Below are 12,460 nucleotides of genomic sequence, written 5' to 3' on the forward strand. Positions count from 1 at the left end.
ATTTTACCTTTATTATCAATTAGAAGTACCCTATTTAAGGCACACCTAACATACCACGAATTGTAGATTTGTGGAGTTTGATAAAGTTCATAAATACCTTAGCTCCATAAGGATTTGCCATGGCTTGTGGAATTTCCTTAGGGTCAATGAAGTTGTTAATAGTGAACTGACTAATTGATTCCCTAGGATTTGAGGACTTCTCATTTGCACTTTGCCTCTCATTCAAATACCTCGTCAAGTCTTGGTTTTGCTGTGGGTTTAGAACACGCTCACCACCATCTAACAACCATGTTCCCTCTTTTGGAATATTGTCTATACCGTTATGGGCCATGCCAGTAATACTAGGCGTAAATGCCTGCAAGGCGGCTTGTAGGACACCTGTTTGTGCTGTAGCCATTCCTACTGCGGGTAGGTTGTAGGGGAATGGTGCTGAAGCCCATGCTGCCGAAATTGCAGTATAGCCATTCATAATCACACTTGCCAAATTTGCACTTTTTTGAATTGCAACCATTGCAATATAAGCATCTGAGCTTTCCCCTGCATAACCTTTAATCAAATCCCCCATTGATCCAAAAACAGAACTCATAGCTGATAAATTGCTAGAGTAAAGTTGGGTGTTTAACTCAATCTCCTTTTGATTGTAGTCTGTAGTTAATTCGGATTTGGCTTTAAGATACTGCTCGTGAGCTGCAAGCAATTGGGCGTTTTTTTGATCCTCATCATCAATCAAATTTATACTTGAAACTTGATTGCTATAAGCATCATTAAGACCACCAAGATCAGTTGAATATTGATTTTGCAAATTCCATTTAGCATATTCGTTTGGATAATTTCTTTGAAGCATTGATTGAACGGAGTACTGTCCAAATTGCATCACATTATCCGATGCTTGATTCATAGTTTTGAAAATATCCATATCCTTGGCTTGAAGCAACTTTTTGCGGTTTTCATCAAGCAACTCACCATTTGCCAAAATTTCTTCACGTTCCCTTTGATATCGTTTGACTACAATTTCAGTTTCATTCAGATATGCCTCAAATGCAGATTGAACTTGCTCATCCTGTTCACGCCGAACAGCCGCAATTTCAAAATCGCGTTTACGCTGCAATCCAGATATTTCCTTGGCTCGTTCCTGCTCGTTAATTTTTGTACTGGTTTTGGCCAGTTCAATTTGACGTGCATAGTAGTCTTTAAGCTGCTTTACCCGATCCGTTTCAAATGCAGTGAGATTTGCATAATTTTCTTCACGTTGAACTTTTAGCTGAGTTGTTTGTTCATTATACAAAGCTGTCTCTTGGGCCAATCGTGATTTTAATTCACTTGTTCCAGTGTAGGCTTGTGTAATTTTCTCAATCCGATCTTGATGTTCTTTAGCAAGTTTTTCTGATTCAGTATAGTACTGAGCATCAATCTCCTTGCGTTTGTCACTCAAATCTTTCTGAGCTTGAGCTGCTAAAGTTTGTTGAGCCAGAATATCAGCTTGAGTCGGCATGAGAATTGAATTATCAACTGTGGTTTTCCCGTTTACACCAGCAAGCCAGCGCTGAATGCCAGGAGCATAACCAGCAATTTCTTTGCGTTTATCCGGTGATCTTCCTCCATTTTTATAATCCTTTAGACCAGCAACGCCAGAATTGTAAGTGGTAACGGCATCTGCAAAATTTCCAAACTCCTTATAACCATCTGCGATATATTTAGCTGCTGCCGCTGCTTGCTTCTCAACAGTGCTTAGGTCTTTGCCCTTCCTATAAATGCCAGTCGTCTGAAATAAACCTTTGGCACCTGTAGGGCTAACAGCATTAGGATTTCCACCTGACTCCTGAAGAACTAAAGCCGCCAAAGTACCAACTGGTAATCCATATAAGCCTTCAATTTGAGCAAAGTTATTTGCTTTAGCTATCCCTTGAACTTTGGCTATGGCTTCAAGTTCTGATTTATTAAAGCTGTAGTTTTTGAGATTAAAGCCTTTAAGAGTTGCACCAACCACATCTTTTGGAAGAGCAGTTTGAAATGCATTTTCCCCGTTAGCGTTTACTTGGGCATCAGCAAAAGCGTTAGCCTTATCTGTTGAGAAACCTTTACCAACCAAAGTCTTGATGTAGTTGTCTCGCATTACATCGCGCTTGATCTGTGTAATATACTCACGCTGCTTCTGAGTCAATTTCTCCCATGCTTCTGCGGATTTATTAACAGCTTTAGTTTGCTCATCTTGGGATTTATTTACCTGATCAGCAGATTTTTTTAGAGCATCTTGAGCCACCTTCACTTGTTCGTATTTAGTCTTGCTTTCTCCGTATGCTTTGAGTAACTCACGAACTTTTTGCAATTGCTCGTCTGTTAAACCATTTACATCTTTAACCGATTTATAAAAAGCATCGCTAGTTAATTTTCCAGACTGATACTCTTTGGCTAATTTTGTATAGGTTGCTATTTTCTCATCCGAGATTGGTAATGCTTCCATAAATGCCGACAAGTCTGATGATGCGGTAACGAATTTTGTACGAAGTTCATCATATTGATCTGACAAAGCTTTTGTTTCATTATCTCTCTGCAAAGTATTTAAAGTTTTGTACTTTACGATAAGACTATCTAAAGATGCACCCTGTTCGTCAAATGCTATCGTTGCCTCATTAGATCTACGTGTCATTGCATAGTAAGTTACTCCCGCTATTGCAACCTGAGCACCTAATGCAATTATTCCTAATGGCCCACCAAGCAACCCAACCATTGCCCCACCTAAGCCGCGAGTAACTGTAGTTAGAGTGATGGTTTCTCCCGCCATTCGTGCCAGAGCAACTTGGTAACGAGTATATTGAATAAGACTTGCAGCAGCCTGAGCGCCCGCAATACCGAATGCGGCAGCCAAACGAACACCAACCACCGTTGCTAAAGCAGTAGCACCCGCTTCAACTTTATCCCAGTTTTCAGCTATGGCCTCTATAACCGGAATAGCATCGTTAATTAATGTCGCCTGCAAGCCCTGCCACTGCAAATCTAAAAGTTGTAAATTAACTTTTGCTTCAGCAAGGCTTTTAACCATGTCATCAGACATGATTGCACCCGTTTTTTGCGCGGCATCACCCCAGAACTTAAAGCCCTGACCATTCTTTTCTAACAATGGAATCAGTAGCGAAGAATCACTAATAATCTGTTCCATATAAAATTTCATGTCATTAGTTGATGCGCCTGCTTTTTCTAATGAATTATAGAAAAGCTGTAGCGCCTCTGGCCCTGATAATTTTTGGAATTGTTGTATGGTTACACCTATTCGTGGTGCAATGTTGGTGAAGAAGTCGGCTAATGGCCCACCACCTGTTTGTTGGAAATCGCCAATTCTGTCCTGCATATCTTTCATCTTGTCTGCAAAGGATTCAAGCGAAATCCCTGCTGTTTCAGCCCCCTTGGCGTAATACTGAAATTGACTAACAGATGCGTTAGCAAGCTTGGAGAATCTTTGAATATCATTCCCCGCATTAATCACCTTTTCACTAAAAGCAACCATTCCCGCAACAGATAGACCGCCAACAGCGTAGCTCAATCCCTTTACCGCTATGGATGCAACATCCATTGATTCGGCTATGCCTTTTCCAGAATTTCGAGCCTGACGCTCTGCTTTGCTTAGTGGCTCACTGAAACTTGCTGTTCTAGCAACAAGATCAAGTGTTAAGCGGCCTAATGATGCTGTTGCCATAATTACTTTCCTTTAGGTAATAAAAAACCCCGACTAGCGGGGCTTTGACATAAAATTACTAATTTAAACAGTTGGTTTTGTAATAATCATAAAATGACTGCGTACTATCAAGACCCATGTTTCTCAAATCTTCTAGTTTGTCAGTAATTCTTTCTCCAGTGTAAGCCTCTAATTCAGCATCGCCTTTCTGTGGGTAAATTTTTCCATATCTAGATTTAAGCTCCTCAGTCCAAACTTTATAAATCCCTATTCCTTGCCCCATTCTCATTGATGCGGCTGTACACCTTGCAACTTCGACAATATCTTTTTTTGGGTTAATCGTTACTTGTTTTGCAGCCTCTTGCCTTTGTTGCTCAGCATATTTATTTAATTCAGAATTTGACTTATTTTCATTTTTACTGATCTCTGTTTCCTTATTGCAACCAACCAAACCCAACACTAAAACAGCAGATAAAATTATTCTTTTCACGTCAAAACCCCATTAAGTAGACTTAATGAGGTTAGCTTAAAAGTTTCTTAAAATAAAGGTTTAAGACATTAGCTAAGTCAACTGAATATATTTTTTAAATTTATTCCGTAAACAGCATTCCACGCATCCTTATGGTAGATTTTTACAGTGCCATAATTCGCATCGGCAATATCCTTAATCTTCTTGCCATGCTCCACACACCACTTTTTAAGCTCTCGCCAGTTAAACTTACGGCCTGTCTTGCTTTCAACCGCTTTAACAGATGCGTAATTTTTCGATTCTCCCAACTGTTCTTTGAGTTTTTCAGCTTGACGACTTTTTACTGAAGCTGTTGCCATAGCAGTAGCAGTTTTCTTGTCACTGATATGGGCTTTAGTTTCGATTGCATGGTCACGTTCTTTACAAGCTAGACGCTTAGCCTCGACTTGGTCAGCCCATGCACGAGCAGCTTCTACTGGATCGGAGAAGTTAGGTAGTGCAATTAAGTCACGCTTTACGGCCTCTTCTAATTCTCGCAATCGAAGCAAAACCGCATGCCTAAGTTTAATACTGTAACCAGTTATTAATGTCTCAACTAAATCCTTTGGAAGCATGTATTCAATGTAAGTTCTTCCATTTTGGGGGTGTGTCCAATTTTGGGCATACCCCTTTGGATCTAATTCCAATTCTGAAAACATTACCTCACAATCACGTTTTACATGCCTATCTTCTTTTCCAGTCAACTTGGCAATTTCTCGGTGTGACATGGTTTGAATATTTGTGTTAACAATCGCATTCATGACATCAAACCTCCATTGCCTTTAATGATTTTGTTTTTACGGCTAATGTTTAAAATAGCATCAGCCTCCTGCTTGGTATAATTTAACGCTTCTGTTTGATCACTCAAAGCCTTAATCAGCCAACCAATATCATTAAAAGTTTCCAATGGAACGTCATCATTTGCATTTGCAAGCAAGACACCAATTGCCCCTATCCCTCTCACAATCGGGATATTTCCATTTTCAGCAGCTCGACTTACCTTTTCCAAAAACTTCTCCTCCTCTTGCGAGACCGATTCTTTTTTATCAGAAACCCTTATAACCATGTCTATTGGCATAGTTGGTATCAAATCTACCAGATCGGGAGCCTTGTCATTTTCAAACTCAAATGGTATATTCATTTTGTTCATTATCCCATGTAATGACAACTCTAAAGCCCTTGTTTTCCAGACTGCGGGCTTTTTTGTTGTCTGTTGATTTCATGCTTTCGCACTCTTTTGGTCTAACAATAATTCGACTGCCTTATTCATTAAATAATTCATCGAACGCTCTTCTTTTTTCGCTAATTCTTTTAAAGGATCATAAAGTTCCTTTTCTAACCGAAAGCGTACATCGGTGGGTTTATTTTGTTCAGATTTCATAATTACCTCTAATAGCCTCACTTTAAGGCTATTTAAATTTAGCCCCAATTTGAGGTATTGTCAATACATTATCAGAACTTTTTAACCTCATTCTGAGGCTATTGGAGTATTAATGGCAGAAAACCCAAAGCACGTTACTGTTAGGCTTCGTGTGCCACCTGAGTTAAGGGATAAAATTTCTAAATCATCAGAACAATACAATCGATCTATGAATGCTGATATGGTCGCCCGCTTAGAACAAAGCTTTGAAGCTCAGATTTCCCATGAATTTGAAATACATGTGATGGAAATTATGCTTAAAGAGCAACAAGATAAAATTAATAGCTTAATTCAATCTGTTGATAATTTAACTAAGATTGTTCAGGGTGGTATTTGATAAAGAAAAAAGCCCCGAAGGGCTTTTTGAAATGACAGGTTTGCTATTCAGGCATATCCATAGATTCATGAAACTTCATAATTCTGTAGGCTGCTGGATTATCATTTATTGTCTCAACATAAACGTCTACAACATAGGCTTTTTCGTATAGCTGATCTTCCCCATGAATCATTTCATACTGGATTTCATCATTTTCAAAAAGTACCTTCACTTCTTTTTTAGAAATACTCTCGATGATTCCTTTGTAGCCTTTGCGATTATCTGAACGTGTCTGTGTCCAATACAAAACCACTTGCTTGTGAAGGCCAACAATTGGTTCTTTTAATTTTTCTATTTCTTTGCTCGCCTTGTTTTGAATAGCATTTGCCTCAAGGCTGTTGATGTTGATTGTAATGGTTCCACTATTATTGGAGGCATCAAGTTGCAAAATTGATCCTGAATCTTTTGCAACAGGCTCTACAAACTTTGAAACCCTAGTTAATGTCTGCTTATCAAGGTTCTCGGGTTTTCTGCCAACTCCTTTTAAGTATTCTATGCATGACTTCATGTGGTTGGTGAAGTCCAGAACAGTATTTGCATGCTCAGCAAAAGGCATTAAAGCTGGCGCAAGAGCAACCAACTCTGTAATAATTGATCCAGGTCTAATTTCTTTGATGTAAAGCTTAATCTCATCTGAAACTAAATGATTGTTTGTTTCCGCAATATAATCAGAATACTCAGCGCCTAAACTGATCATGCTCTGAGCAAAATCGATTAGATCCACTGGTTGTTTGTTCTTTATATTTACGGTAAGCATAGCATCATCTTCACTAGGCAATAATTCTATATTATCCACGATCACCCCAGAATAAATTAAGCATAACGACACACATTGTCGTAACATTATTAAGTTATTGAAGTAGTATCATAAATAAATAATATTTGGTCAAATAATGAATTGGGTAAATCTATTTACCCACCCAACTATTTAAATAATCCTCTGCATCCATTTCAATGACTTTTGGCTTTTGTTCGTGGGGCATGAATGCATAGGGTGAAATCTCTTTACCATTCTTGCCACGATTGGAGTTCGCATAAAATGCAAGTGCGCCACCAATCGCTTGCTCAATCCGACGACCAATGTTTAGGCTGCCATGCTTCAGGCGATACGCTTTCCATATCGCCATTTCAGACAGACTTATTTTTTGCTCGGCTTCTGCGATGCTTCTTCCGCCAATTCCGTTGAGGACAAGTTCACAGAGGAGTTCGTTTCGTTCGAGGTCTTCGTCCGTGACTTTCCCATGAAGTTATTCACGTCATCGGCTAGCTTGTGTAAGGCAATAATGAACGCTGGATCAGAGTCGTAGACTTCCTGAAGTGAATCAAAAAACGGGGTTCCTTTCTCATCAATACAGATACTTCCTAGCAATTGACTTGCTTGAAGCCGCTCAGAGTCAATGGATTTTAATTTCGATTTTTCAGGATCATCATAGTTAATATCCCAATCGAATGCCTTTGCAGCGTCGCGACCTGCCTTAAAGGTCATGCGCTTAATGAAAACTTCACCATCAAGATCAGCATTGTCACCAACTGCCAAGTCTGGTGATTCCGTCAAATGGCGCATTTCTTCAAGATTATGTTCTGTCACAATAACAGACCAATTTACCTGTCGTGCGATTGGTGCGCCAACCTTTGTGACATTTTTCGATTTTTTAAAATCAACTTTAGCCATTTTAATTCTCAAAAGTAAAAGCCCCTTCCGGGGCGTGAATTAGGTTTTTGGTGTACGGATTACTTCAGTTGATCGTTCCAATGTAATGGTGTATGCAACCAATGCATCGGCTTCAAATGTTGGTGCAGGGCTTGATAAACCACCCATAAACGACCACCAAGTACGAGTTTTAGGCAAAGTAACGCTACCACTTGTTAGTGTTGGTGCATCATTGCTATCTCTAGAGCCGATATAGAACTGTAAGTTTTGTTTTTTGTCTCTGGCCCATTCTTCTAATTTGTCATGTGAAGTATTTTCATCATCGAAGTCATAGCCAATTGAGCCTTGACCCGGATCAGATAAACCCGATACATAGGATTTTGTATTCGGCTCATCGAGACACGTATTTTCAATACGAGTCGTTGAATCAGAACCAAAATCAAGAGTTTTGATACAGTTGATTTTTGTAATGGCTGTGCCATCGTATACATAAATTCCCATACCGTTTACAAGAACGTTCGCCATGAGTAGTACTCCTCAATTTTTGGCATAAAAAAACACCCGATTGGGTGCGTTGGTTTATTCTCTTTTCAGTAAAAGACAGCGAGCAATTCTGCTAATGCCTTGATGATTTGAGCTATTGGAAACAGAGCAACAACGAAGATAATCCAATAGCAAAAAATTCTTACTGATTTATGTGTTTGTACGAGTTCTAGTGCTTTCACTATCCAGTCCCCGATGTTAAAATTCATTTATGTTCTAATCCTCAAGGTGCGTTGTGGGTTGGAAACAAAAAAGCCCATGATTACGAGTCACGGGCTTTTTGCTTTTTTTGAGTTAATTTCTACCGACTTAAAAACCAATTTGCATCAAATCCACGCGCATAAAGCTTCGTGTCATTTTCGTAATGGCTGATTCGTGGATTTAAAATATAGCTTTGTGTTTCTAATGCTTTGCGTATCACTTCACGCGCTTCATATGCTCGTTTTTGATTGGTGTCGTACACAATCACTTGATACATGACATGATCAGTCTTAGCGGAGCAATCAAGGCTATTTTCAGCACTTCCACCAACTTCTTGCCAGACTGCATAAGGCACAGCAGTATTCAGTGGTGCAATATCTTCATATACACGTAAATCATTGCCCAGAATAGCTTTTACTGCCACATCTGCATTAAGCGTTCGGAATATGGGTAAGAAGCTCATTTGAGTAATTCCTTGTCAAGTTCAAGTGAAAATGCTTCTGTAAACTTATTCGTCACTTGCTGAATGTTATTTGCTAAAGCTGGGCGCATAAAAGGCGTGGCTGGAATATGTGATGTTCCGAACTCAATGAAACGCCAATATTTAGTATTCCCGCCCGGTAGAGCTATGGTGTCGTCATCGAGAACCTGCTTGGCTTCACCTCTTTTTTTTCTTTCTTTGAAGACGATTTTTTTGCTTTTGCTATTCGATCCAGCACCACCCATGATGCCAACACGCATTCTCACGTATGAGCTGTTCCGAGTTTTACCTTGACTGACTGTGACATTCTCATAAATCGCTTCACGAGTTTCTGGGTCGTCAATTCGCTGCGCGTTTTGTTTTGCTGCATCTTTAACAATATTCATGGCTTTTCGTGCAGCACGGTTAGCAGCATTTTTAACAAGCCTTTGGTTGGATAATCTATTTAGTTTTTTTAAGACTTCCTCTAACCCTTCAAGCTTAACTTCCACGCCCGCCATAAGTACCTCACTTGGGTTTTTCTACACCCTGCCCCAACAAGAACGTGCAATATGTATATGAGTCTTCGTTGTCATCAAGCGCCTGACTCTTGATCGAAAATACTCGCCCTTTCCAGACCACTTGCATTTCGGTATCAATGTCAGTGCGATAACGAATTTTCATTCGTGCTGTGACTTCTGATTGATCTGCTTGTGCTGAAATCAGGTCTTTGGCTGAAAGTGGTGTTACTTTGGCCCAAAGCTTTTTGTATTCAATCCAACCACCTTCAATTTCAAATCCATCATCATCCCGTCCACCTTGCTGATACTTCTGAATAACAACTCTGTGTCTTAATTCACCTGCGCCTTGTCCCATATCACCCTCCTAGATTGCTGTAGGTGTTCTATAAGGGAATAGCAACGCCTGAACAGGTTGCGGCATGTAATTTCCATTCACTGGTGCATCAGACTCGGCATTGCGGTACTTGTCATAGAAACCAACGTAGACCAGAACAGCCAATTTAAATTCTTCAGGCGGTTGTGCATGATGAACTTCATCCGTATAACGAAAAACCGCTGATTCAGCGGCCTTTATGTAGATTTCTATGTTCGTATCGTTGGAGTCATCATCGTAGCGAAGATGCTGTTTTACTTCTTCGAGTGTGACTAAGCTCATTCTGTCCACTCCTTAGCACATAACTTAAAGTTTTTATGGTCAAATTCACCAAAATGATCGTTTTCAACATGCCAGAGTGCGCCATTCTTGGTAATGAATTGTCCTTTTTGGTACTGCACATCGTCTTTGAATACGCCCTTATAGAGCGATTTAAGAGGATTATCAGACTGAGTGGTTGATTCAGATTTACCAAATGGATCTTCTTTAGCATCACGCTTAGCAAGTGCTTCCAAATTGTAGTTTTGCTGTTGTAAATAAGGGGATTCGCCACCTTTAACAGGTAAATAACCCAACTTCTGGCGCGCCTCATTGGGGGCAAAGATGCCTGCACTGATGCCATCCTTGAAGTATGCAATTTTACTAGATGAATCCATGCGGATTAGAACATCAAGATCAAGGAAAGCCGCAACACCATAAGACGGTAAATCCAATCCCTCATCTAAAAGATTTTCACGCGCTTCTATATAGGATTGAAGACAATCTGAATAATAGATTTCATTCAGATCAGAAACCTTAGTTGCACCCTGAACATCAGTCACACCAATTTTAAATGGTGGCACATTAAATGCCGTACAAACAATACGAGCAGACATCCCAAGTTGTTCAATTAATTGGCTGTCTATCGCTGACATTGAAATGTTTACGTATTTTGCTCCATCCGATAAAAGACCAGTTTTACCCACATTTGCACCACTATAATTTGCATCCCATTTGGTTTTCACCTCTTGGGCTTTTGTTGCATCTAATGGCCCAGGCACCTCAATAACACCACCCGGTTTAGATCCGTTGGCAAAAAAGTTTTTAGAGTTTCTGAGAATCGAAATACCCTGTTCAGACGCCAGACTACACGCCATGATTGGTGTTAAACCCACAAGCGGATGATAAATCGCGTTAATGCGGTCATGGATGATTTCAGATGCGGGAACAATTACATTGTCAGCCTGTGTTAATCGGTCGTTTGTAAGCTGATAAAACACATTCGCTTGGTCATCAACAAGTACAGTTACTAAATCAGGGTTTAAAACCACCAATCGGTATAACTCGCCAAACACATCGCGCATTTTAAAAACGTAGGTGTTGCCCCTAAGCAAAAGGCTCTGCGTCCATTGCTCGTTGAACTGCTGCCAGTTTTGGTAATTATTCGGTTTTTGAAGTACACGCTGTAATTCTTTTGGGGTTAAAGCATCAACTAAGACACCTTGCTGCTTCTTTTTTAACAGAACAGGCATCTTGCCAATGTCCTTAGAGATAAGACTTACACAAGCAAATACCGCATAAAATGCAGTCATATCTTCGCGGGTAATTTCCTTATTTTCTTGCCATGCCCCTGAATATGGCTCTGCCACAAATATGCTATTCCAACCCTGCCCTGAATTGTGGACACTTTGATAGCTCTTTTTACCTCTCAACCAGTCATAAATGCCCATTTTTACCGCCTTATTCTTCAGTTTTTACGTCTTTTTTGGTGCGATTTGCAGCCTTTTTAGGCTCTTCATAAGGCTTTGCAACACCTGTTTTAATAAGGATATTTGCCGCAAAATCTTCGACTTCTTTCACTTCGCCTACTTCGGCATCGTGCATAACTTGTAAATATTCAATTTTCATGTTTTCTCCATATATAAAAAATCCCACCTAGAGTGGGATTTTATTTAAGTCATTAACTGCATCTGCATGGACTGCTGTATATCATCAAGTAATCTGCAAACTAATTTTGGTATCTGCGAAAAGCACTCTGTTTGACCACCAAAATCGATTTTCGGTTTGTATCGCCACTGTTTCAAGATAAAGTGTAATCGCTTTTCTAGGTTCCAAATATAACCAGCCTTATCTCGTATGGCTGTTATAACCTCGCATGCATAGCCAGCTTTGGTGTACTCCCGAAACCTGTTTTTTGCATTTACAGTAATTCCAACCTTAAAGAACGATTCATTTTCATTAGATAATCTAACTACATAAAGACTGGAATGACCATCGTATTTTTTGCAGGTCTTCACGTAAACACTTAGTGAGTATGCATTTAAGTTTTTAGAGCACTCTGAGCAACCATACGCCTTTAAATGATCATTGGGTCGTTGCTCAAAAACTCCATGCGTGGAACAAATTATCTTTACCTTGGTGTAGCTGTTAATATATTTAACCTGACTGTAGTCGTATAAGTTGCCATGCACTAATTTAGCTTTAGATATAAATTCTTTGACTGTTAACTTGGCAAGTCCTGTACATTTTAGACAACCCTGACCCGCCAAATGATGATCTGGTCTTTTCTCAAAATCACCATGCTCAGGACAGCCGATTATCACTTTGCTCTTGCTGACAATATAAGCAACTTTGCTGTAATCGTATCTACCACCATGCACAGCAATAGCTTTTTGAATAAATATTTCAGTCTTGGATTGCATAGCTTTCGCCATGACTTTAGAATTGTCCGAAGTCATCTTGTTACTCTCATTAACAG

The 12,460-nt window shown here is 39.7% G+C and carries 17 protein-coding genes; 1 reads left to right on the forward strand and 16 read right to left on the reverse strand.

All coding sequences use genetic code 11. From position 1 onward, the window contains the following. Nucleotides 1-34: 34 nt before the first annotated feature. From A7A69_RS10350 to A7A69_RS10370, 5 genes are all read right to left on the reverse strand, one after another. The gene (locus A7A69_RS10350; RefSeq protein WP_152877416.1) at nt 35-3,691 is read right to left on the reverse strand and encodes a transglycosylase SLT domain-containing protein; all 3,657 of its coding nucleotides are present in this window, start codon (nt 3,689-3,691) and stop codon (nt 35-37) included. Between the two features lie 58 nt (nt 3,692-3,749). Beyond that, nucleotides 3,750-4,160, reverse strand: a complete 411-nt coding sequence (locus A7A69_RS10355; RefSeq protein WP_152877418.1) for a YceB family lipoprotein — start codon at nt 4,158-4,160, stop codon at nt 3,750-3,752. Between the two features lie 77 nt (nt 4,161-4,237). Beyond that, the gene (locus A7A69_RS10360; protein ID WP_152877420.1) at nt 4,238-4,939 is read right to left on the reverse strand and encodes a Rha family transcriptional regulator; all 702 of its coding nucleotides are present in this window, start codon (nt 4,937-4,939) and stop codon (nt 4,238-4,240) included. After that, the gene (locus tag A7A69_RS10365; protein ID WP_152877423.1) at nt 4,936-5,319 is read right to left on the reverse strand and encodes a hypothetical protein; all 384 of its coding nucleotides are present in this window, start codon (nt 5,317-5,319) and stop codon (nt 4,936-4,938) included. The genes A7A69_RS10360 and A7A69_RS10365 overlap by 4 nt, the downstream gene beginning before the upstream one ends. A 78-nt stretch (nt 5,320-5,397) precedes the next feature. Then, nucleotides 5,398-5,559 carry a ribbon-helix-helix protein, CopG family gene (locus tag A7A69_RS10370; RefSeq protein WP_004997316.1) on the reverse strand — a complete coding sequence of 54 codons (162 nt, stop codon included), beginning with the start codon at nt 5,557-5,559 and terminating at the stop codon, nt 5,398-5,400. Nucleotides 5,560-5,671: 112 nt separating this feature from the next. Here A7A69_RS10370 and A7A69_RS10375 point away from each other — a divergent pair, with 112 nt between their 5' ends. Further along, nucleotides 5,672-5,935, forward strand: coding sequence for an Arc family DNA-binding protein (locus A7A69_RS10375; protein ID WP_152877425.1), 264 nt, complete (start codon nt 5,672-5,674; stop codon nt 5,933-5,935). Between the two features lie 43 nt (nt 5,936-5,978). Here A7A69_RS10375 and A7A69_RS10380 read toward each other — a convergent pair whose 3' ends face one another. From A7A69_RS10380 to A7A69_RS10425, 11 genes are all read right to left on the reverse strand, one after another. After that, nucleotides 5,979-6,770, reverse strand: a complete 792-nt coding sequence (locus tag A7A69_RS10380; RefSeq protein WP_228128173.1) for a hypothetical protein — start codon at nt 6,768-6,770, stop codon at nt 5,979-5,981. A 112-nt stretch (nt 6,771-6,882) separates the two neighbouring features. Beyond that, nucleotides 6,883-7,101, reverse strand: a complete 219-nt coding sequence (locus A7A69_RS10385; RefSeq protein ID WP_152877426.1) for a hypothetical protein — start codon at nt 7,099-7,101, stop codon at nt 6,883-6,885. 11 nt (nt 7,102-7,112) lie between these two features. Next, a complete protein-coding gene (locus A7A69_RS10390) occupies nt 7,113-7,646 on the reverse strand; it encodes a phage tail assembly chaperone family protein, TAC (RefSeq protein ID WP_125624999.1) in 534 nt (177 codons plus the stop codon). 39 nt (nt 7,647-7,685) lie between these two features. Next, nucleotides 7,686-8,150, reverse strand: a complete 465-nt coding sequence (locus A7A69_RS10395; protein ID WP_152877427.1) for a phage tail tube protein — start codon at nt 8,148-8,150, stop codon at nt 7,686-7,688. Nucleotides 8,151-8,469: 319 nt separating this feature from the next. Next, nucleotides 8,470-8,832 (reverse strand): DUF3168 domain-containing protein, encoded by a 363-nt coding sequence (locus A7A69_RS10400; RefSeq protein WP_152877428.1) that lies wholly within the window; start codon nt 8,830-8,832, stop codon nt 8,470-8,472. Next, on the reverse strand, nt 8,829-9,350 hold the full coding sequence (locus tag A7A69_RS10405; RefSeq protein WP_125624993.1) for an HK97-gp10 family putative phage morphogenesis protein: 522 nt from the start codon (nt 9,348-9,350) through the stop codon (nt 8,829-8,831). Before A7A69_RS10405 ends, A7A69_RS10400 begins: the two co-directional genes overlap by 4 nt. Nucleotides 9,351-9,357: 7 nt before the next feature. Then, the gene (locus A7A69_RS10410) at nt 9,358-9,705 is read right to left on the reverse strand and encodes a phage head closure protein (RefSeq protein ID WP_152877429.1); all 348 of its coding nucleotides are present in this window, start codon (nt 9,703-9,705) and stop codon (nt 9,358-9,360) included. A 9-nt stretch (nt 9,706-9,714) separates the two neighbouring features. Beyond that, entirely contained in the window at nt 9,715-10,005 is a 291-nt protein-coding gene (locus A7A69_RS10415) for a head-tail connector protein (protein ID WP_004997295.1), read from the reverse strand. Next, a complete protein-coding gene (locus tag A7A69_RS10420; protein ID WP_096911008.1) occupies nt 10,002-11,432 on the reverse strand; it encodes a phage portal protein in 1,431 nt (476 codons plus the stop codon). The genes A7A69_RS10415 and A7A69_RS10420 overlap by 4 nt, the downstream gene beginning before the upstream one ends. Before the next feature lie 10 nt (nt 11,433-11,442). Further along, nucleotides 11,443-11,610 (reverse strand): hypothetical protein, encoded by a 168-nt coding sequence (locus tag A7A69_RS16615; protein WP_004997290.1) that lies wholly within the window; start codon nt 11,608-11,610, stop codon nt 11,443-11,445. A gap of 44 nt (nt 11,611-11,654) precedes the next feature. Beyond that, a complete protein-coding gene (locus tag A7A69_RS10425; protein WP_152877431.1) occupies nt 11,655-12,440 on the reverse strand; it encodes a GIY-YIG nuclease family protein in 786 nt (261 codons plus the stop codon). Nucleotides 12,441-12,460 lie beyond the last annotated feature (20 nt).

The sequence above is a fragment of the Acinetobacter guerrae genome, from assembly GCF_009372255.1.
In the GTDB taxonomy this organism is placed as follows: Bacteria; Pseudomonadota; Gammaproteobacteria; order Pseudomonadales; family Moraxellaceae; genus Acinetobacter; species Acinetobacter guerrae.